We start from the raw sequence: 20,562 nt of genomic DNA on the forward strand, positions 1-20,562 counted from the left end.
GTTCAGACGCCGGCCCCCTCGGGGGTCGGCGTCTTTCTCGTTGGCCGGGTGCGCATGAACACGAGGACACCGGCGGCGACGAGCCCGGCGAGACTCCCCCACCCCAGCACGATCTTGACCGCGGGCCCGATGATGACCGCGGGGGTGAGTCCGGTGCGAAGGGGCACATCGGTGAGCATGTGCCCCGCCGTGTCGATCGGCAGCTCGTCGAGCGTCGAGCCGTCGGGGGCGATGACCTGGCTCGTGCCGACCGTCGAGAGGTTGACCACCGACCGCCCCGTCTCGATCGCGCGCATGCGGGCGAAGGCGAGCTGCTGCAGGTTCTCATCGGTTCCGCGGAAGTCGGCGTTGTTCGTCTGGAACATGTACACCTGGGCACCCTCGGCGGCGCCGTCCCAGACGACGTCGTCGTAGATGACGTCGAAGCAGATCGCCAGCCCGACGCCGATGCCGTTCACATCGATCAGCGGGGCCGCGGTGCCCGGGGTGTACTCCCGGCCGATGAGTCCGATCAGGTCGGGCGCGAACGGCTCCCAGAAGGCGCGGTCGGGCACGTACTCCCCGAACGGCACCGGGTTGCGCTTGTCGTAGGTCGCTCCCACCTGTCCCTCCGCCGTCCACAGCAGCGAGGAGTTGAACAACTGCGGCCCCCGCTCGGTCACCGCCGAGACGAGCAGCGGCGCATCCACGCGCCGCGACAGTTGTTGCAGCACCGCGGCCGTCGCCGGGTTCGAGGTGGGATCGGAGTCCACCCCGCCCTCCGGCCAGAGCAGCACGTCCATGTCCTGACCGAGGAGAGGGGCGGATGCCGCGAGCTGCGCGTCCAAGACGGCGCCGCGCGCCCGCTGGTCGAAGTAGCCCGCCGGACCATTTCCCTGCACGGCTCCCACGCGCATCGACCCCGCCGCGGTCGTCGGGAACGCGGGCAGGGCGACGAGGACGACGAGGACCACGGCCGTGGGCACGGCACGCGAGAGACGACGAAGGCCTCCCACCCGGACGAGCTCCACGCCCATCGCGCACAGCAGCACGACCAGGAAGGACAGCCCCGACATGCCCACCCACGAGGCGACCTCGGCGAAGGGGCCGTTCACCTGCGAGACGCCGATGCGCCCCCACGGGAATCCGCTGTAGGGCCATGAGCCGACGATCTGCTCGCGCAGGGTCCACAGGCCCGCAACGAGTGCCGGGAGCAGCACGAGGCGTCCGAGCGTACCCGGGGCGATTCGCGGCATCCACCGGTAGGCGAGGGCGATCGGCACGGCGAACACCGCCGTCAGCAGCGACTCGAGCACCGAGAGGGCCAGCCACGGCACAGGGCCGAGGTAGCGGGCCGTGAAGAGCAGGTTGACCGAGAAGAAGGCGGCGCCGAACAGCAACCCGACCAGCACGGCCGACCAGACCCGACGGCCGATCAGGGTGAGGAGCGTCAGCACGACCGCGGGAACCGCCATCGGCCACCACGCCAGCGCGGGGTAGGCGGTCACCAGGAGCAGCCCCGCCACCACCGCGAGCGGGGCGGCGTAGGCCAGTCGCAGCAGAGGCGCGGCACGGTCGGCCCGGGTGACGGGCGTCACGGAGGCGGCGCTCATGCCGACGTGTACGCCACGATGCCCCGGCGTACCGAATCCAATGCCGTACGCGCGGTCTTCGCCAGCTTCGGGTCGGCGACGAGGGAGATCTGATCGAGCAGGTCGATCGTCTGCTTCGCCCAGCGCACGAAGTCACCCGCCGCCATGTCGGCGAGGGTCAGCACACTGTCGAGCGGAAGGCCCTTCGCCCACGCGTGCATCGCGGGAGACAGGCCCGACGCAGGAGAGTCCGACCCGGGCAGGCGGTGGTCGCGCTCGAGATCGTCGAGCTCCTGCCAGAGGGTCTGCGTGGCATCCAGCGCGGCACGGAAAGCCCCGCGGGGCAGCCCGCGCTCCCCCGGTCCCGCCTCGTCGCGACGGGGCTCGTACACCAGACAGCAGGCCAGGGCGGCGAGGGAAGGCGCGTCGAGCCCCTCCCACAGGCGCTGGCGCAACGATTCCGCCACCAGCAGGTCGCGCTCGCCGTAGATGCGGCGCATCGTGCGGCCCGCGGGGGTGAGGACGGTCGCGCCGTCCTCTTCGACCCGGACGTACTCCAGGGCGGCCAGCACCTCGACCACGCGGTCGAACACGCGCGCGACCGTGCCGGTGCGCTGGTCGATCTGCTGCCGGGTCTTGTCGGTGGACCGCTTGAGCTTCCAATATCGCTCGGCCCAGCGCGCGTGCGCCTCCCGGTCGGGGCAGGACTGGCAGGGATGGCGCTGCATGCGCTTGCGCAGCGACTGGATCTGCTGCTGGCGCTCGTCGCGCAGTCGCCGGGGCGCGGTGGCATCCCGCCGGTTGATCTTCTCGAGGTCGCTGAGCTCGCGGCGGATCGTGGAGTACTCGCGGAAGTCGCCGCGGTCGCAGGTCATCGCCTGCTCGTAGCCGGCGAGGGACTCCTCGGCTTCCTTCACCTGGCGCGCGAGGCCCACGACCGAGCGGTCCGCCTGGAACTGCGCGAAAGACGACTCGAGCACCTCGCGGGCGCGGGCACGCCCGAACTGGTCGATGAGGTTGACGGCCATGTTGTAGGTCGGCCGGAAGCTCGAGTTCAGCGGGTAGGTACGGCGCGAGGCGAGCGCGGCGACCGACTGGGGGTCGAGCCCCTCGGTGAACTGCACGACCGCGTGGCCTTCGACGTCGATGCCCCGGCGGCCGGCGCGGCCGGTGAGCTGGGTGTACTCCCCCGAGGTGATCGCGACGCGCGCCTCGCCGTTGAACTTCTCGAGCTTCTCGAGCACGACGGTGCGCGCGGGCATGTTGATGCCGAGCGCGAGGGTCTCGGTCGCGAAGACGACCTTGACGAGCTTGCGGCGGAACAGCTCTTCGACGACCTCTTTGAAGGCCGGGAGAAGACCCGCGTGGTGGGCGGCCATGCCGCGCTCGAGGTTGTCGCGCCACTCCCAGAAGTGCAGCACGGCGAGGTCTTCGTCCTTCAGCGTGAAGGTCAGCTCGTCGACGATCTGGCGGATCTCCACGCGCTCCTCGGCCGAGGTGAGCCGGACGTTCGCCCGGCGCAGTTGCTGCACGGCGGCATCGCACCCCGCCCGGCTGAAGATGAAGAAGATGGCGGGCAGCAGGTGACTGCGCTGCAGCAGCTCCACGACCTCGGGCCGGTCGATGCGCTCGATGCGCGGGCCCTGCGACGCGCGGACGGGCTTGTGCCCCCCGCGCCGCTGGTGCGCGTGGCGGGGGCCACCGGCGTGGCGCGCGGAGCGGAACTCCTGCGCGCGGCGGTTGTTCTCGAAGCCGCCGGCGTTGCCGCCGCGGATGCGCAGCAGTTCTTGGTTGACCTGCGCGGTCGCGACTCCCGCGCGGTCGTCGAACAGCGGCAGCAGGTCGCCGCGCACGAGAACATGCTGCTCGAGGGGCACGGGTCGCGTCTCGGAGACGATGACCTCGGTGTCGCCCCGGACCGTGTCGAGCCAGTCGCCGAACTCCTCGGCGTTCGACACGGTCGCCGACAGCGACACGAGCTTCACCGAGGGCGGGAGGTGGATGATGACTTCTTCCCACACGGCGCCGCGGAAGCGGTCGGCGAGGTAGTGCACCTCGTCCATCACGACGAACCGGAGGCCCCGCAGTGCCGGGGAGTCGGCGTAGAGCATGTTGCGCAGGACTTCGGTGGTCATCACCACGATGCGGGCGGAGGCGTTGATGTTGGTGTCGCCCGTCAGCAGGCCGACCTCGTCGTCGCCGTACACCTCTTGCAGCTCGTGGAACTTCTGGTTCGACAGCGCCTTGATGGGCGTCGTGTAGAACGCCTTGTCACCGGGCTCCAGCATGGCCAGGTGGATGGCGAACTCGCCGACGATGGTCTTGCCCGCTCCGGTGGGGGCGGCCACCAGCACGCTCCGCCCGTCTTCGAGGGCGTGGCATCCGGCGATCTGGAAGTCGTCGAGCTCGAAGCGCTGCATCTCGGCGAAGTCCGCCGTGTGCGGGTGCGTCGAACGGGCACTGGCACGAGCGAAGCGCTCGGCCGGGCTGGACGTGCTCACGCGATGGGCCCCGGCGCCATCTCCGATGCGGCGACCCGGCGGGCCTTGCGGCGGTCGAAGAGCATCGACAGTCCCGCGGCCGCGAAGAACAGCACGACCAGGATGCCGGCGAGCATCAGCATGCTCACCACGTCGGCGGCGGGAGTCGCGAGGGCCGAGAAGATGGTGGCGATGAGGATGGCGACGCGCCACCCCTTCAGGATCGCCTTGCCGCTCATCACCCCTGCCACGTTCAGCGCCACTAGGAACACCGGCAGCACGAACGAGACGCCCACGACGATCAGCAGCTTGAAAACGAAGTCGTAGTAGTCGACGGCGTTGTAGAAGTTGACGCCGCCCTCGGGCGTGAAGCCCCACATGAGCTCGATCACGTGCGGAACGATCAGCAGGCCGACCCAGCAGCCGATGAAGAACAGCGGCACGGCGGATGCCACGAACCCGACCGTGTAGCGGATCTCTTTGCGCGTGAGACCGGGCATGATGAACGCCCAGATCTGCCACAGCCAGATCGGTGCCGACAGGAAGATGCCGATCGAGAAGGCGATGCGCATGCGCAGATCGAACGCCGAGGTCACCGACGTGAAGTTCAGCGCCGAGAAGTCGTCACCGCGGCGCTCCGCGATGACGCGGATGGGCTCGGTGATCAGGTGGATGATCGGGTCGGTGATGATGAAGGCCACCACCATGCCCACCACGAGCGCCGCAGCAGCCCACATCAGCCGCTTGCGCAGCTCGACCAGGTGCGCCCCGATCGACATGCGCTTGTCTCGCCGCGGCCCCTCGGGCACGTCGATCCGCGGCGGTCCTGCCGTCGCCACCGGTTAGACGGTGGGGTCGTTCGACCTGCGCGGCTCCGGGGCCGCGGTCGGGGTCGTGCCGGCATCGGTGGCGCGCGGAGCCTCAGCGGGCGACGCGGAGACCTCGTCGTCGCGCTTCATCTCTTTCATCTCGCTCTTGAACACGCGGGCGGACTGGCCCATGCTCTTCGCGAGCGCGGGGAGCTTGGCGGCGCCGAACAGAAGCAGGATGACGGCAAGGACCACCAGCAGGTGCCATCCGGTCAAACCCTGGAACATGGTGACTCCTCGTCGTCGTCGGGCGTAGACCTCAGTCTAACCCGCGCACCTGTCTCCGGGCCGGGAGACGCGGACGGGTCGGCGGATCGCGCGTGATCCGGCCCGAGACTGCGCCGCGGCGCCGGGCACGTGACCCATCGCCCCGCGGATCCGCATGCCGGACGTGCACGGCATGCGGATCCGGAGCCGGTCAGGGCTGCGGGGAGGCGTACTGCGCGAGGCCCGCCGCCGCCCACTCCGCCGCGGCGCGGCGCGCACCCGCCGGCTCGAGCAGCTCGACCTCACCGCCGCGACGGGCGGCCAATCGTTTGAGGCTCTGCTCGTCGGCGAGGCGCAGGGAGGCCACCGACGTGTCGTCGTCGGACTCCTCGATCTCGGCCCGCTCGAGGTAGTCGGCCAGCAGAGGGGCCACCGCTCGCGGAAAACGCAGCCGCGCCACGACCTCGTCGTCCGACGGGGCGAACAGGTCGGGCACGTCGTCACCGCCGTGCACGGCCGGGATCTCGGTGAGGGCGGCATCGCTCACGCGGTCGAGGTGGAACGTGCGCACGGCCTGGCGGAGGTGATCCCAGCCCTGCAGGTACCACTGGTCGTTGGCGATGTGCACCTTGATCGGATCGACCGTGCGGGTGGCCGGCGCCGCCCCGGGGGCGCGATAGGTGAAGGTCACGGCAACACGTTCGCGGAGCGCGCGGTCGACGACGTCGCGCACGCCGTCGACGGGACCGGGGGCCACGATGACGGCGGGCGGGGCGGCGGCGGCCCCGCGGGCGAGCTTGCCGAGTAGACCCGTGACGAGCTCGTTGTCGCCGAGACCGGGGAGGCTCCGCGCGAGCTGCAGGCCCGCCAGCAACGCGGCCGCCTCGCGGGCGGTGAGCCGTGGGGAGCGTTCGAGGCCGACCGTGTTGGTGATCGCGATCACGTCGTCGCGGTCGAGCAGGTCCCAATCGATGTCGAACAGGTCGTGGGGCAGCTGCCAGTAGCCGCTCTCGCCGGGCAGGCCGATCACGGTCAGACGCTCGACCATCGCTCGCATCTCGCCGGACGTCACGTCGAAGTCCGCCGCCGCCTCGGCGACGGAGACCTCGCCCTTGCCGAGCAGGTACGGCACCAGCTGCAGCAGGAGCGCGGCGCGGTCGAGGGCGGCGACCGGACGCTCGGCGCTCACACGGCACCCCCGTGCAGGCTCAGGGTCGCCTCGAGTCGGCGCACGACCTCCGCGCGCAGGTCGTCGGGTGCGACCACCCGCACCTCGGGTCCGTACGAGGCGAGTTCGTCGGCGAAGACGTGGAGGTCGACGTAGGGCACGACGATGCCCTGCGGCGCCTCCTCGGCCCGCCGCGCGAGGCGGAGCGCCGCCTCGGTGCCGGGGTGCACCTCGAGCAGCGCCCGCTGGCGTTCGGCGACCTGGCGCAGCCCCGCGAGCGCCCGCTCCCCCGCCCCCTCGCGGAGCTCGGCCGGGAACCCGGCGCGCGTCACGGTGACGTCGCCGACGATCCGCGACAGAAGGAAGGTGCGATCGGCATCCATGTTGAGGTCGAACCCGAACACGTGCCACCGTGCCTCGTACTCCAGCAGGGCCAGGGGACGGATGCGACGCTCACGCGGTCGCGCCTCGCCGGGGCGCAGGTAGGTGAAGGTCACGACACGGCTCTGCTCGATCGCGCGCTGCAGCGCCGGAAAAGACGCATCGCGCACGCGGATCCGGGGCGCGTACCCGATGATCGGCTCGTCGACGGCGATGCCGAGGGCTCGGATCTTGCGCAGACCGCTGCGCGCGTCGGTGGAGAGCGATTCGCTTCCCCAGACGCTCCCCGCGATGTTGAGCAGCGCGACTTCGGCCGGGCTGAACGAGATGTCGTCGGGGAGCGAGTACTCCGCCGTCGGAACGCGGTAGCGCGCCTCGCGGAGGTCATCGGGGTCGGTGCGGTTGCCGATCGTCTCGATCGGGACGCCGAGCCCCCGCAGGTTCTCTTTGTCGCGCTCGAACATCTTCTCGAGCGCGTCCTTCGACGCCCCCGCTTCGAGCTGGTCGCGATAGCCCGCGACGGAGGAGAGGATCGTGTCTTTCGTCAGGCCCTGCTCGGTCGCCATGAGGGCGACGACGAGGTTCACCAAGCGCTCCTCGGGAGCACTACGGGAGGCGGAGGCGGACACTCGCCCATCCTAGGCGGCGCGACGATCGCCGCAGCCGACGCGCGGGATGACGGAGCGGAGCGACGGGCCACCCGCCGCCGTCAGCCGAGCGCCGCGCTCAGCCGGCGATGCCGAGGATGTCGACGACGTAGACCAGGGCACTGTCGGCCGGAGCCTGCAGGATCTGCTGGTCCTGCTCGGTCTGGTCGGCGGGGACGACGATGAGCACCTGCGAGCCGACCGTCTGCCCCTCGAGGGCCGCGGCCATCGCGGGCGGCAGAACCGACACCGTCGCCTGTCCGGGCGCGCCGTTCTTCCACGTCGAGGCGAAGGTCGTGTCGGACCCCCACGCGACACCCTGCACGTGGATGACCACGGAGGAGTCGGCGGTCAGGGTCTCGCCGTCGCCCTTCTTGATGGTCTGCGAACGCGCCTCGGTCGGGGCGTCACCCGCGGGGATGACCACGCCGGGCTGCCCGTCGGGCGCACGCACCACCGAGGGCATGCCCGAGTCGGCGTTGTACTGGTCGGCACCGTCGGCGGCGGGCAGGAACACCTTGCGCACGTCGAAGACGAACACCGCGCCGTCGCCCTCGGCGACTCCGAGCGCCTGCGCGCCCTGGGCGCCGAGATCGGTGCCCGGGATGGCGACCGCCACGCGCGATCCCTCGGAGACGCAGCGCATCAGCGGAGCGAGGGAGGGAACGGCCTGGGTGAGACGGGGCAACGGCGTGGCCGTCGCGACGTCGGAGTTGTAGGGCGTGGCGACCAGCTGCTCGCCCGACGCGGCGTCGAGCACCGTGACGTCGACGAGCGCGAGCTGCGAGTCGGTGGTGATGCGCGGGCCCTCGCCCTCGATGAGAGTGGCGGTGCCGGCCTGCGACGGCACGAACGGGGACCGCACCGAGACGGTGGGAACCGAGCCGACCTCGCCCGGCGCGTCGACGACCGCGGCGATCGCGCTGTCGGAGGGCGTCGGGCACGACGAGGCGACGGATGCCGAGCACCCGACCAGGCCGAATCCGGCCAGAGCGGTCACGGCCACGAGAGCGGGGAGTCTGCGCACCGGAACAGTTTAGGCGGTCGGGCGCGACTCCTCGGACGCCGCCCCCGCGACGGACTGCCGTACGCCCTCGGCGGACTTCTGCGCTTCGCGCACGCGTTTGCGCAGGTTCTTGTCGGTGATCTCGCGGTCGCCGACGGCGCCGGGGGTCCACAGCTCCACGTCGTCGTCTCCGTAGCTCGACTTCGAGGCGCGGCGCTTCACCTCGGGCGGGATCGCCCCGGGCGCGAGGCGTCGGGCGGTGACGAGGAAGCCCGTGTGCGCGACCATGCGGTGGTCGGGGCGAACCGCGAGACCCTCGACGTGCCACCCGCGGACCATCGTCTCGCTGGCATCCGGTTCGGTGAACAGCCCGGTCGCGCGGATGTATTCGGCCACGCGGCTGAGCTGGGTCGCGGTCGCGATGTAGCAGAGCACCACGCCGCCCGGGGTCAGCGCATCGGCCGCGGCGTCGATGCACTCCCACGGGGCGAGCATGTCGAGCACGATGCGGTCGACGGATGCCGGAGCCACGGCATCCGGGAGGCTCTCGACGAGATCGCCCACGATGACCTGCCACGTCGCCGGCATCTCGCCGTGGAACGTCTCGACGTTCGCGCGCGCGACCTCGGCGAACTCCTCGCGGCGCTCGAACGACAGCAGTCGTCCGGCCGGACCGATGGCCCGCAGCAGCCACAGCGAGAGCGCGCCGGAGCCGACTCCGGCCTCCACGACCGTGGCACCCGGGAAGATGTCGGCCTGCGCGAGGATCTGCGCGGCGTCCTTCGGGTAGACGATGGCGGCGCCGCGGGGCATCGACATGACGAAGTCGCGGAGCAGCGGCCGGACCGCCAGGTAGTCGTGGCCGGAGCTGTTGGTGACGACGCTGCCGTCGGGCTGGTCGACCAGCAGCTCGTGCTTGAGCACGCCGTTGTGGGTGTGCAGTTCGCCCTGCTCGCGCAGGGTGATCGTGTGCATGCGGCCCTTGGGTCCGGTCAGCTGCACCCGGTCGCCGACCCGGAAGGGGCCGCTCAGGTGGGGGGTCTCGCTCATCGGGTCACTCGCGTCTCATCGGGGCGGGTCTGGGCGTGCGCGGCGTGCAGCGCCCGCAGGTCGGTGGTGGTTCGCCCCGCCAGGTCGGGCCAGAGCACGTCGGCGCCGACGCCGTCGAGGGAGACCATCAGCGGGACGCCGAGCGACACCGCGCCGCTGGCCACCGCCGAGCGCAGGCCGTTGGGGCTGTCCTCGATCGCGACGGTGTCGCGGATGTCGACGCCCAGCAGGGCGGCGGCCTGCAGGTAGGGGTCGGGGTGGGGCTTGGGGCGCTCCACGTCGTCTCCGGCGACGACGACGTCGAAGGCCGGGAAATCGATGAGGTCGACGACCGACAACGCCATGCGCCGCATCGACATCGTCACGAGCGCCGTCTTGACGCCGGCGGCCTTCAGGTCGGCGAGCAGTTCGCGGGCGCCCGGGCGGAAGGGCACACCGGTGACCGCGAGCTGGCGCAGCACCTCGTCGGTGAGATACGCGATGATCTCGTCGGTGCCCCACGGCACGCCCGCGTTCTGCAGCAGGCGGGCGGAGTCCTCAAGGGCGAGGCCGACCATTCCCAGCGCCTGCGCGTGCGACCACGTGCCGCCGAAGCGCTCGACCAGCGGGGTCTCTGCGGCCATCCAATACGGCTCGGTGTCGACGAGCGTGCCGTCCATGTCCCACAGGACCGCCGCGAGGGCCGGAGAAGTCATCGTTCCATCGTATCGAGGGCGGGCACCGCCGCCGTCCGACCCGCGTCGTCGCGAGCGGCCCGCCCCTCGGGCCGACCGCTCCCGGGGGCGTCGTCCGGCCGGTGTCGCGCGCGTGCGCCTATCCTGGAATCCAGCCCCGACGGGGCAGAGGAGGTTGCGTGGACGCACTGGGTCGCCGGATCATCGTCGCCGCGTTCGACGGGTGGAACGACGCCGGAGAGGCCGCGTCGGCGGCAGCGTCGATGCTGCGCGCCGACGTCGAGTACGACGTCGTGCACTCCGTGGACCCCGAGCTGTACTTCGACTACCAGTACACCCGTCCGCAGATCGGACTGGATGCCGAGGGCCGACGCACCCTCACGTGGCCGGAGGCGAAGCTGCTGCGCCCCACGCAGCGCTCCGACGACGCCGAGATCTGGCTGCTCGTCGGCGTCGAACCGGCCCGCGCCTGGCAGGCCTTCGCCGCCGAGTTCATCGACGTCGCCCTGCGCGAGGACGTCACGGGCTTCGTCGCCCTGGGATCGATGATGTCGGACGTCCCGCACACGCGACCCATCTCGGTCTTCGCCGGCAGCGACAACGAGGGCGTCCGTCAGTCGCTCGGACTCGAACGGAGCCTCTACGAGGGGCCCGTCGGCATCCTGAGCGCCATCGGTCACGCGTCGGAGCAGGTCGGCATCCCCACGGCGAGCCTGTGGGCCAGCGTGCCGCACTACGTCGCGGGCCACACCCCCTCGCCCAAGGCCACGCTCGCGCTGCTCGAGCGCCTCGAGTCGATCACGGGCATCACCGTGCCGCGCGGAGACCTCGAAGCCGAGTCACGGCAGTGGGAGGCGTCGATCGACGCGGCAGCCGCAGACGACGACGAGATGAGCGACTACATCCGTCAGCTCGAGCAGACGCGTGACACGTGGGACTCCCCCGAGGCGTCGGGCGACGCCATCGCGCAGGAGTTCGAGCGCTACCTCCGCCGCGGCGGCGGCGGCGACGGCCCCGCCAAGCCGGGTCGCGACGACCCGCCTCGACGCTGACGTGCGGCGCCGGAGGCGCCGATGCCGTCGTGAGGCGCTCTGCGCGGGAGGGCGCTCGCGTGTTCGGCGGACGGGTGGTCGAGCCGCTCCGACGCACGGGGACGCCGCGACACGACGAAGGCGCCGCCCCCATCGGGACGGCGCCTTCGTGGCATCCGGAGATCAGCCGGCCATGATCGCCGACTCCGCGGGCACCACCCCGAGCACGAGGAGCACGATGATCACGATGCCGAGGATCACGCGGTAGATCACGAACGGCAGGAAGCTGCCGCGCTTGAGGTACTGCATGAGGAACGCGATCACGAGGTAGCCCACGACGAAGGCGATGACGGTCGCGATGGCCGTCTCACCCAGGCTGTAGGGCCCGGTGCCCTCGTCGAAGCTCTTGTACAGCTCGTAGAGCCCACTGGCGAAGACGGCGGGCACGGCGAGCAGGAACGAGTACTCGGCGGCGGCGGTGCGCTTGTAGCCGAGGGCTCGTCCGAGCGTGGTGGTCGCACCCGAGCGCGAGACGCCGGGAACGAGGGCGAGCGCCTGCGCGAAACCGTAGGCGACGCCGTGCGGGTAGGTGAGGTCGTCGAGTTCGCGACGACGCTTGCCGTAGTGGTCGGCGAGGCCCAGCAGGATGCCGAAGACGATGAGCACGACCGCGGTGATCCAGAGGCTCCGGAAGTTGTCGCGGATGAGGCTCTGCAGCAGCACCCCGAGAAGCGCGATGGGGATCGTGCCGATGATGACGAGCCACCCCATGCGGGCGTCGGGGTCGTTGCGCGGAACCTTGCCGCTCAGCGACAGGAACCACCGGGAGATGACGCGCCCGATCTTCTTGCGGAAATAGATCAGGACGGCGATCTCGGTGCCGATCTGGGTGATGGCGGTGAACGTCGCACCCGGGTCGGTCTGGGAGGGGAGGAACTCGCCCACGATGCGCAGGTGCGCGCTGGAGGAGATGGGGAGGAATTCGGTGAGGCCCTGAACGAGCCCGAGGATGATGACCTCGAAGATATGCATGCGGTCCTTCAGTACGTCCGGAGGAGGTCGGCGAGAACACGTCGACCGAACTCGAGCGCGTCGACGGGGACGCGCTCGTCGACACCGTGGAACATTCCGGTGAAGTCGAGATCGGCGGGAAGTCGCAACGGCGCGAATCCGTAACCGGAGATTCCGAGGGTGGAGAGGGCTTTGTTGTCGGTGCCGCCGCCCATGAGGTACGGCACGACGGGGACGCCCGGGTCATGGCGGTCGAGCTGCGCGATCATCGCATCGACGAGGTCGCCACTGAAGGGCACCTCGAGACCGATGTCCTGGTGCACGATCTCGATCTCGACGTCGTCGCCGACGATGCGGCGGATGTCGGCGAGGGCCGCGGACTCGGTGCCGGGCAGCACCCGCACGTCGATGAGCGCCTCGGCCCGGTCGGGGATGACGTTGTGCTTGTACCCGGCGGTGAGCCCCGTCGGGTTCGTCGTGGTGCGAAGGGTGGAGCGGATGAAGCTGGATGCCGCCCCGGTGCGCAGCGCCAACGCGTCGGGATCGCCCGCGTCGTCACCCGTGATCTCGGCGAGTCCCGCCAGCAGTGCCGCGGTGGTGTCGGTCAGGCGGATGGGCCACTCGGTCTGCCCGAGACGCGTCACCGCGTCGGCGAGACGGGTGACGGCGTTGTCGGTGTGCAGGCCGCTGCCGTGGCCGGCGCGCCCGCGGGCGATGAGCTTGATCCAGATGAGGGCCTTCTCGCCCACCTGCAGCAGATAGGCCCGGCGTCCGCCGACCGCGATGGAGTATCCGCCGACCTCGCTGATCGCCTCGGTCGCGCCCGCGAACCACTCGGGCCGATCCCGGATGACGCGCGCCGAACCTTCGACGCCACCGTTCTCCTCATCGGCGAAGAACGTGACGATCACGTCGCGTTCGGGCTGTTCGCCCGTGCGCAGCAGATCGGCGACGGAGGTGAGGATCATGGCATCCATGTCCTTCATGTCGACGGCCCCGCGGCCCCACAGGATGCCGTCGCGGATCTCACCGGCGAAGGGGTCGACGCTCCAGTCCTCGGCGACGGCGGGCACGACGTCGAGGTGGCCGTGCAGGATCAGCGCGGGCTTGTCGGGGTTGCGACCCGGAACGCGGGCGCACACGTTGGTGCGTCGCTCGACGGGCTCGTAGTAGTCGGTGTCGAGGCCGAGTGCTTCGAGGTAGGCGCCGACGTACTCGGCCGCTTCGCGTTCGCCGTTGGCGCGACCACCTCCGTAGTTCGAGGTGTCGAACCGGATGAGGTCGGACGCGACGCGTGCGACCTCGGGGACGACGGTTTCGCGCTCGGACATGCGCACTACCGTACCGGGGCGCGGCGACCTCTCCTGTCGCGAGTCAGCCTGGGGAGGACGGGCGATGCATTCCCCTCCGTGACGCCGCGCCGTCGACGCCCCGGGTGCGGGCTCTGGGACGCGCCCGGGGCGCCGCACCGGTTCGAGTCGTGGTCCGTGGCGTGGTAATGTCGTTCCTCGTTGCGCAAGCGACAATTCACCCAGATGCGCGGGTGGCGGAATAGGTAGACGCGCTAGCTTGAGGTGCTAGTGCCCTTTAACGGGCGTGGGGGTTCAAGTCCCCCCTCGCGCACAGATGAGAAAGACCCCCGGGTTCGCCCCGGGGGTCTTTCTCGTTTCCACGGGAGCGGGAGGACTTCGGACCCGTTCGGGGTCGGGCCCACGCCGTCGTAGGCTCCGCGCGCTGCGAAGCGTCGCGTGGAGGGGCGGTGGGGGTGACGTCCCCTCGTCCATCGGCGGCCGCGCCTGCCCATCCGTGACGCCGCGGAAACACCGACGTGACACGGCGCGCTTAGCGTCGAGACATGGCTTCCTTCCGCGTGCCCACGATCGACATCTCCGCCTGGGTGGGACCCGGATCGCCCGACGCGCGCGCCGCCGTGGTCGCCGCCGTCGACCACGCGTGCCGCACCGTCGGGTTCATGCAGGTCGTGGGTCATGGCATCCATCCCGCCGTCATCCACGATCTGACGGGCGCCCTCGACCGGTTCTTCGCCCTGCCCCTCGAGGCCAAGAAGCGCTACGTGCGGCCGAGCTCGGAGAACCGCGGGTACAGCCCGCCCAAGAGCGAGTCGCTGAGCTACAGCCTGGGGGTCGATCCGGTCACGCGGATGAACGATTTCTTCGAGGCGTTCAACGTGGGGACGTCGTGGCGGGAGTATCCCGGCACGACCGCGACGGCGTCGGACTACGCCGAGAACACCTGGCCCGACGACGCCCCGGAGTTCGAGTCGGCGGTGAGCGCGTACTACGACGAGGCGCGGAGGGTGGCGCAGACACTGACGCGCGTGTTCGCGGCGGCGCTGCGCGTGCCCGACGACTTCTTCGACGCCCTTACGGGGCACTCGATCGACGTGCTGCGGATGAACAACTACGCGTTGCCGCCGGGGTCCATCGAGCTGGGTGCCGAGCTGACGGGCATGGGCGAGCACACCGACTTCGGACTGGTGACCGTGCTGTGGGCCGATCGCGTCGCGGGTCTGCAGGTGCTCGGGCAGGACGGCTCGTGGAACGACGTCTCGCCGGCGGAGGGGGCTCTCCTGGTCAACCTCGGCGACGTCGCCGCGCGACTGACCAACGACAAATGGCTGTCGACGCTGCACCGGGTGAAGCCTCCGGTCGTCGACGGGACGATCGAGCGGCGGCGGTCGGCGGCGTTCTTCCACGACGGCGACGCCGACGCGGTGATCGCGCCGCTCCCGCACTTCACTTCCGATGAGGCGCCCGCCCTGTACGACCCGGTGACGGTGCGGGAGCACATCACGGCCAAGCTCGCCGGCTCCCGCGCGGGGCGCAAGAACGTCGGCGCGATCCGCGAGGCGGCGCGGGTGGCGGCGGCGAGCCGCGCCTGAGCGTCGGCGCGGGGGCGCGGCGCGGGCGGCGGATCGGCCGGGGTGCGGCGGGGGCGGCGGCATGGGGCCGGGGTGCGGCGGGCGCGGCGGGCTGCCGAAGTGCAACCGGGGCGGCGGCGTGGGGCCGGCGCGGCGGCGGGGGCGGCGTCGGATTGGCCGGAGTGCGACGGGGGCGGCGGCGTGGGGCCGGCGGGCCGGGCTGCCGCGACGACGGCCATAAACATCGTTCGTGCGCATAAACACGCCGACACCGTGTTTATGCGCACGGATCGCGTTTATGCGTGCCGCCGGGGGCCGATGCGGCGAGGCTGTGCCGCGTGCCGCACTGGCGGCCGGCGACGAAGCAGAGTCGCGTGCCGCACCGGCGGCCGGCGGCGAGGCAGAGTCGCGTGCCGCACCGGCGGCCGGCGGCCGGCGACGCGGCAGGGTCGCGGGATCACGACGCCCGCCGGGCCCTCACGGGGTCAGGCGGCCGACACGCCGAACAGCAGACCGAGCAGGTACGTCACCGCGGCGGCGCCGAAGCCGATCGCGAGCTGACGCAACCCTCGCTTAAGCGGGGACGCGCCAGAGAGCAGACCCACCATCGCGCCGGTGGCCATCAGGGCGATGCTCACGAGCAGCAGCGCGAGAACGACCGCGCCGAAGCCGGTCATGCCGAAGATCCACGGCAGCACCGGGATGATCGCCCCCGAGGCGAAGAACAGGAAGCTCGAGATCGACGCCCCCCAAGCGCTGCCGACGACGTCGTGAGAGGACTCCCCCGGGGCCGCCGCGACCGGGGCGGTTCCCGCTTGCGCGGCGGTGACGGTCTCGCGGGCTTTGGCGAGGGCGGCATCCGGATCCATCCCGCGCGTGCGGTACACGAGGGCGAGCTCGTTGGCATCCAGGTCGAGATGGGGCAAAGCCGAGTCGGCGAAGTCGCTCTCTTCGGTGGCCTCGAGGAGCTCGCGCTGGGAGCGGACCGACACGAACTCCCCCGCGCCCATCGAGAGGGCTCCGGCGAGCAGACCCGCGATGCCGCTGAAGAGCACGAAGCTCGGGGCGATGCCGGTGGCACCGACGCCCATCACGAGGGCGAGGTTGGAGACCAGACCGTCGTTGGCTCCGAAGACGGCGGCGCGGAAGGTTCCCGAGAGGCGGCGGCGTCCGCGCGCGGCGAGTCCGCGGACCACCTCGTGGTGCACTCGCTCGTCGGCCGCCATCGCCGGGGTCGCGTACGGCTCGTCGGCGTACGGCGAGCGAGCCTCGGCGTTCTGCGCGAGGGCCAGGACGAAGATCGATCCGAAGCGGCGCGCCATCCACGCCAGCAGGAGCGTCCCGACGCCGGGTTGCGGCAGGCGCTGTGGCTGCTCGCCGAGGAGGCTGATCCAGTGCTGCTCGTGACGGCCTTCGGCCTCGGCGAGAGCGAGCAGGATCTCGCGCTCCTCGCCGCTGCGACGGGACGCGAGCTCACGGTAGACGCGTGCCTCGGCGCGCTCGTCGACGAGATAGCGCGCCCAGCGGCGGCGATCACGGGCGGTGGGGGTGGCGAGGGTCGTCACGGGGCTCCTTCGGGTCGTCCCCCACCGTAATGAGGCGGTTCCGCTCCCCCGGGCGCGTCGGCCGATACTGACAGCATTTCGGGCTTCCGAAGCCCGGAAAGACGCGGCTGCCGACGGGTGGATGCCAGCATTTCGGGGCCGCGAAAGCGTCGCGAGGGCATCCGCGAGCGACCATCTCGAGAGCTGCACGTCGCATCCGGGCGGGCGAATCTCCACGCGGTCCGCCTCAGGAGTGCACGCGCCTCCGCAGCACGTCGATACGGGCTTGCAGCTGGGCGACGGTGGCGTGCGAGACGGCGGGACCCCCGCAGATGCGTCGGAGCTCGGCGTGCACGAGACCGTGCGGCTCGCCGCTCTGCCGGGCGTAGAGCCCGACCATCGTGTTGAGGAGCTGCCGCTGCTCCTTCAGGGTGCGGTGCAGCGGCGCGGGGAGCCCGCCCTCGTCGACGGGGGCAGGCTCCACGCCGCTCTCCTTCTCGGTCGCCTCACGCGTGGAGCGGTGACGCGACTGCCGGGTCGCGCGCGACATGAGCACCTCGTGCACCTGATCGGGCTCGAGAAGGCCCGGGATGCCGAGGAACTCCTCCTCCTCGATGGTTCCCGGCACCGCGAGCTGACCGAACTCCTGCCCGTCGAAGAGCACCCGGTCGAAGTGCGCGAGCGAGCCGAGCGCTTGATACTCGAACTCCTGCTCGAGCGCGTCGGATGCCTTGTCCTCGCGCTCGGCGGCATCCATCATGTCTTCTTCGGCGTTCCACTGGTCTTCGGCGTCGCTGTCGCGGTCGAGGGCGTGGTCGCGCTGCGCCTCCATCTCGCCGGCGAGGGCGAGCAGCTGGGGCACGTTCGGTAGGAAGACGCTCGCGGTCTCACCGCGACGACGGGCGCGCACGAAGCGGCCGATGGCCTGCGCGAAGAACAGCGGTGTGGAGGCGCTCGTGGCGTACACGCCGACCGCGAGGCGCGGGACGTCCACGCCCTCCGACACCATGCGGACGGCGACCATCCACCGGGTCGTGCTCTTCGAGAACGTCTCGATACGGCCCGAGGCCTCGGCTTCGTCGGAGAGGACGACCGTGACCTTCTCACCGCTGATGTCTTCGAGGATGGCCGCGTAGGCGCGCGCGGCGGTCTGATCGGTCGCGATGACGAGGCCGCCGGCATCCGGGACCGTCTCACGCACCTCGCTCAGGCGCCGGTCGGCGGAGCGCAGCACGGCGGGGATCCAGTCGCCGTTCGGGTCGAGCGCGGTGCGCCAGGCCTGCGAGGTGATGTCCTTTGTGTTGTCCTGCCCGAGCTGGGCTTCCATCTCTTCGCCGGCTTTCGTGCGCCAGCGCATCTGCCCGGCGTAGACGAGGAAGAAAACGGGACGAACGACACCGTCGTCGAGGGCGCGCCGGTAACCGTAGGCGTAGTCCGTGCGCGAGAGACGGATGCCCTTGGCGTTCGGGTGGTACTCCACGAACGGGATGGGGGCGGTGTCGCTGCGGAACGGCGTGCCCGACAGCAGCAGACGCCGCGTGGCGCGGTTGTAGGCCTCGCGCAGGGCGTCGCCCCAGCTGAGTGCGTCGCCGCCGTGGTGCACCTCGTCGAGGATGACCAGGGTCCTGGCATCCATGATCAGACGCTGGTGCACCTCGGCCTTCACCGCCACCTGGGCGTAGGTGACGACGACGCCTCGGTAGTGCCGCGCCGGGGCGTAGTGGCGGTTCGAGAACGCGGGGTCGAGGCGGATACCCACGCGCGCGGCGGCCTCCGCCCACTGGGTCTTCAGGTGCTCCGTGGGGGCGACGACGACGATCCGGTCCACGACGTTGCGACGCACGAGTTCGGAGGCGAGGCGCAGGGCGAAGGTCGTCTTCCCGGCGCCGGGGGTGGCCGCGGCGAGGAAGTCGCGGGGGCCCTTGCCCTCGCCGTCGGGTCCGTCGAGGCCGAAGTACAGGTCGAGCGCCTCCGCCTGCCACGCGCGAAGGCGCTGCGCGGTTCCCCACGGCGCGCGCTGTGGGAAGGAGGGCGAGAGGTGCTCTGCCGCGAAGGAGCCGAAGTGCGGCTCGGCACCGTCGACGGGCAGGGGTTCCTCACCCGGGACCGCGTGATCGGCGACGGGGGCGGTGGCGTGGGCCGGGTCGAGGGGAGTGGATGCCGCGCGGTCGGTGAGCGGGTCGGCATCCGCGTCGGTGGGCCGAGGGTCGCCGGACGCGGAAGACGGAGAGATGACGGCTGACGGGGTGTCGCCGCTGCGTGGGTCGGGGCTCGCGACCGGTCCAGGACTCGCGATGCGCTCGGGTGCGGGGGTCGGGCCGGGGCTCGCGATGCGGCCCGGGCTCGCGATCGCGCCGGGGCTGGCGGTTCGGTCCGGTGCGGGGCCGGGACTCGCGATGCGCTCGGGTGCGGGGGTCGGGCCGGGACTCGCGATGCGGCCCGGGCTCGCGATCGCGCCGGGGCTCGCGATCGCGCCGGGCCCGGCGGTGCGCGGCGCCTCCGCGGGGGCGGTGCCCTCGGTGTCGGGGAGGTTCGGGGTGCGGGCTTCTGCTTCCAGCATCGAACCTCCTTCCCACGCGAGCGCGAACATCCACGATAGGCGGTTCCGCGACGCGCGGCGTCGCCCTGTGGATGCTTCCGCCCTCCCACCGGCGATAAACGCGATTCGTGCGCGGAAACACAACGACGGACTGTTTCCGCGCACGAATCGTGTTTATGCGTGCTTCGGTCGGCCACGGCCCCGGCCCGCCGCCTGCCGTCGACGGAGCTCGTCGCCGCCCTCTCTGGGGCGATGTCGGAGGCCGGGGTTAGCCTGGACACGGAGGTTTCGATGACACTCGATCCGCACTCGCCCCGCACCTCGCCCTCGCTCGACAACCCAGGTCCGCATCCGTGGCGGCGTTACGTTGCGCTGGGCGACTCGTTCACCGAAGGCATCGGCGATCCCGTGCCCGACGGCGGTCACCGTGGTTGGGCCGACCGTGTCGCCGAGGTGCTCGCCGCACAGGTCGACGACTTCGCCTACGCGAACCTCGCGGTGCGCGGCAAGCTCATCGCGCAGATCGTCGCCGACCAGATCGAGCCCGCGCTGGCGCTCAAACCCGACCTCATCACCTTCTCCGCCGGCGGGAACGACGTCATCCGTCCCGGCACCGATCCCGACGCGGTCTCGCGCCAGTTCGAGGATGCCGTCGTGCGCCTTCGCCGCGACGACGCCACCGTCGTGGTGTTCACCGCCATCGATACGGAGTTCACACCCGTGTTCCGCGGCATCCGGGGCAAGGTGGCGATCTACAACGAGAACATCCGCGCGATCGCCGACGCCCACGACTGCGTCGTCGCCGACCAGTGGGGCCTGAAAGAGGTGCAGGACATGCGCTTCTTCGACGATGACCGCCTGCACTACAACGCGCTCGGTCACCACGAGGTGGCTCGCATGGTGTTGCGCGCCCTGAACGTTCCCAACGACCTCCAGCCGCACCAGCCGGAAGCCCTGACCGCCACCACATGGCGCGCCGCGCGAGAGAAAGATCTGGTGTGGGCGCGTTCCTACCTCATGCCGTGGGTGCTGCGGCGTTTGCGACACCAGTCGTCCGGCGACCACGTGCACGCCAAACGACCCGAGCCGCTACCCGTGACGACGCTCGCCCCGGGCCGGGATGCCGCAGCCTCTCCCGAGACACCGGTGTGACGGCGGCGTCACGGGACGAGACGCCGGTGTGACGGCGGCGTCACGGGACGACGAAGGCCCCGCGGCCTCGATCCTGCCCGGCGCGGTGCTCGCCCTCATCGACGCCGGGGACCTCCTTCGCGACGCGGTTCTCTGCGATTGCCCAGGCCTCAGCGATCGCCGGATCCCACTCACCTGAACAGCACCGCGACGACGATTTCAAAGATGCGGCGCAGAGAAAGCTTGACCACGGGAGGCTTCGGCGTCGGCGAGACAGTCGGCTTCGACGTCGGCGTCGGCGAGACAGTCGGCTTCGGCGTCGGAGCCACCGTCGGAGTCGGCGACGGCGTCGGAGCCACCGTCGGAGTCGGC

General features: G+C 71.1%; 16 protein-coding genes and 1 tRNA gene. 4 read left to right on the forward strand and 13 right to left on the reverse strand.

Going from position 1 to position 20,562, the window contains the following annotated elements; translation table 11 throughout:
* Positions 1-2: 2 nt before the first annotated feature.
* The 9 genes from lnt to QRO03_RS10915 all read right to left on the reverse strand — a co-directional run bounded on the left by lnt (position 3) and on the right by QRO03_RS10915 (position 10,074).
* A complete protein-coding gene (gene lnt, locus QRO03_RS10875) occupies positions 3-1,592 on the reverse strand; it encodes an apolipoprotein N-acyltransferase (RefSeq protein ID WP_285137514.1) in 1,590 nt (529 codons plus the stop codon).
* Positions 1,589-4,072, reverse strand: a complete 2,484-nt coding sequence (locus tag QRO03_RS10880) for a DEAD/DEAH box helicase (protein ID WP_285137515.1) — start codon at positions 4,070-4,072, stop codon at positions 1,589-1,591. Before QRO03_RS10880 ends, lnt begins: the two co-directional genes overlap by 4 nt.
* Positions 4,069-4,830, reverse strand: coding sequence for a twin-arginine translocase subunit TatC (gene tatC, locus QRO03_RS10885; RefSeq protein WP_285137531.1), 762 nt, complete (start codon positions 4,828-4,830; stop codon positions 4,069-4,071). Before tatC ends, QRO03_RS10880 begins: the two co-directional genes overlap by 4 nt.
* 63 nt (positions 4,831-4,893) lie before the next feature.
* The gene (gene tatA, locus QRO03_RS10890; protein WP_285137516.1) at positions 4,894-5,148 is read right to left on the reverse strand and encodes a Sec-independent protein translocase subunit TatA; all 255 of its coding nucleotides are present in this window, start codon (positions 5,146-5,148) and stop codon (positions 4,894-4,896) included.
* Positions 5,149-5,338: 190 nt separating this feature from the next.
* Positions 5,339-6,316: a helix-turn-helix transcriptional regulator gene (locus QRO03_RS10895; RefSeq protein ID WP_285137517.1), complete on the reverse strand. Its 978-nt coding sequence runs from the start codon at positions 6,314-6,316 to the stop codon at positions 5,339-5,341.
* A complete protein-coding gene (locus QRO03_RS10900; protein WP_285137518.1) occupies positions 6,313-7,305 on the reverse strand; it encodes a helix-turn-helix transcriptional regulator in 993 nt (330 codons plus the stop codon). Before QRO03_RS10900 ends, QRO03_RS10895 begins: the two co-directional genes overlap by 4 nt.
* A 97-nt stretch (positions 7,306-7,402) precedes the next feature.
* Positions 7,403-8,350, reverse strand: coding sequence for an FKBP-type peptidyl-prolyl cis-trans isomerase (locus QRO03_RS10905; protein ID WP_285137519.1), 948 nt, complete (start codon positions 8,348-8,350; stop codon positions 7,403-7,405).
* A gap of 9 nt (positions 8,351-8,359) precedes the next feature.
* Positions 8,360-9,379, reverse strand: coding sequence for a tRNA (adenine-N1)-methyltransferase (locus tag QRO03_RS10910; protein WP_285137520.1), 1,020 nt, complete (start codon positions 9,377-9,379; stop codon positions 8,360-8,362).
* Positions 9,376-10,074 (reverse strand): HAD family hydrolase, encoded by a 699-nt coding sequence (locus tag QRO03_RS10915; protein WP_285137521.1) that lies wholly within the window; start codon positions 10,072-10,074, stop codon positions 9,376-9,378. The genes QRO03_RS10910 and QRO03_RS10915 overlap by 4 nt, the downstream gene beginning before the upstream one ends.
* A 158-nt stretch (positions 10,075-10,232) precedes the next feature.
* Here QRO03_RS10915 and QRO03_RS10920 point away from each other — a divergent pair, with 158 nt between their 5' ends.
* On the forward strand, positions 10,233-11,105 hold the full coding sequence (locus QRO03_RS10920) for a PAC2 family protein (protein WP_285137522.1): 873 nt from the start codon (positions 10,233-10,235) through the stop codon (positions 11,103-11,105).
* 162 nt (positions 11,106-11,267) lie between these two features.
* Here QRO03_RS10920 and QRO03_RS10925 read toward each other — a convergent pair whose 3' ends face one another.
* Complete coding sequence (locus QRO03_RS10925; protein ID WP_285137523.1) at positions 11,268-12,116, reverse strand: undecaprenyl-diphosphate phosphatase; 849 nt, start codon at positions 12,114-12,116, stop codon at positions 11,268-11,270.
* An 8-nt stretch (positions 12,117-12,124) separates the two neighbouring features.
* On the reverse strand, positions 12,125-13,426 hold the full coding sequence (locus QRO03_RS10930) for a M20/M25/M40 family metallo-hydrolase (RefSeq protein WP_285137524.1): 1,302 nt from the start codon (positions 13,424-13,426) through the stop codon (positions 12,125-12,127).
* Positions 13,427-13,632: 206 nt separating this feature from the next.
* Between QRO03_RS10930 and QRO03_RS10935 the strand changes: the two genes are divergently transcribed.
* Both QRO03_RS10935 and QRO03_RS10940 read left to right on the forward strand, forming a co-directional pair.
* Positions 13,633-13,718: transfer RNA gene (locus QRO03_RS10935), tRNA-Leu, on the forward strand.
* Between the two features lie 232 nt (positions 13,719-13,950).
* Positions 13,951-14,997, forward strand: coding sequence for an isopenicillin N synthase family dioxygenase (locus tag QRO03_RS10940; RefSeq protein WP_285137525.1), 1,047 nt, complete (start codon positions 13,951-13,953; stop codon positions 14,995-14,997).
* A 464-nt stretch (positions 14,998-15,461) separates the two neighbouring features.
* Here QRO03_RS10940 and QRO03_RS10945 read toward each other — a convergent pair whose 3' ends face one another.
* Entirely contained in the window at positions 15,462-16,541 is a 1,080-nt protein-coding gene (locus QRO03_RS10945; protein ID WP_285137526.1) for a VIT1/CCC1 transporter family protein, read from the reverse strand.
* Positions 16,542-16,767: 226 nt separating this feature from the next.
* Positions 16,768-18,609 carry a DEAD/DEAH box helicase gene (locus tag QRO03_RS10950; RefSeq protein ID WP_285137532.1) on the reverse strand — a complete coding sequence of 614 codons (1,842 nt, stop codon included), beginning with the start codon at positions 18,607-18,609 and terminating at the stop codon, positions 16,768-16,770.
* A gap of 741 nt (positions 18,610-19,350) precedes the next feature.
* Here QRO03_RS10950 and QRO03_RS10955 point away from each other — a divergent pair.
* Complete coding sequence (locus QRO03_RS10955) at positions 19,351-20,211, forward strand: SGNH/GDSL hydrolase family protein (RefSeq protein ID WP_285137527.1); 861 nt, start codon at positions 19,351-19,353, stop codon at positions 20,209-20,211.
* Positions 20,212-20,562: the final 351 nt, after the last annotated feature.

The organism is Microbacterium sp. lyk4-40-TSB-66 (genome assembly GCF_030209475.1).
In the GTDB taxonomy this organism is placed as follows: Bacteria; Actinomycetota; Actinomycetes; order Actinomycetales; family Microbacteriaceae; genus Microbacterium.

Bases quoted from the DNA above. Each gene is read 5' to 3' on its own strand.
- lnt (WP_285137514.1), bottom strand. From the start codon at position 1,592: ATGAGCGCCGCCTCCGTGACGCCCGTCACCCGGGCCGACCGTGCCGCG.
- tatC (WP_285137531.1), bottom strand. From the start codon at position 4,830: ATGTCGATCGGGGCGCACCTGGTCGAGCTGCGCAAGCGGCTGATGTGG.
- tatA (WP_285137516.1), bottom strand. From the start codon at position 5,148: ATGTTCCAGGGTTTGACCGGATGGCACCTGCTGGTGGTCCTTGCCGTC.
- QRO03_RS10910 (WP_285137520.1), bottom strand. From the start codon at position 9,379: ATGAGCGAGACCCCCCACCTGAGCGGCCCCTTCCGGGTCGGCGACCGG.
- QRO03_RS10915 (WP_285137521.1), bottom strand. From the start codon at position 10,074: ATGACTTCTCCGGCCCTCGCGGCGGTCCTGTGGGACATGGACGGCACG.
- QRO03_RS10925 (WP_285137523.1), bottom strand. From the start codon at position 12,116: ATGCATATCTTCGAGGTCATCATCCTCGGGCTCGTTCAGGGCCTCACC.
- QRO03_RS10930 (WP_285137524.1), bottom strand. From the start codon at position 13,426: ATGTCCGAGCGCGAAACCGTCGTCCCCGAGGTCGCACGCGTCGCGTCC.
- QRO03_RS10940 (WP_285137525.1), top strand. From the start codon at position 13,951: ATGGCTTCCTTCCGCGTGCCCACGATCGACATCTCCGCCTGGGTGGGA.
- QRO03_RS10955 (WP_285137527.1), top strand. From the start codon at position 19,351: ATGACACTCGATCCGCACTCGCCCCGCACCTCGCCCTCGCTCGACAAC.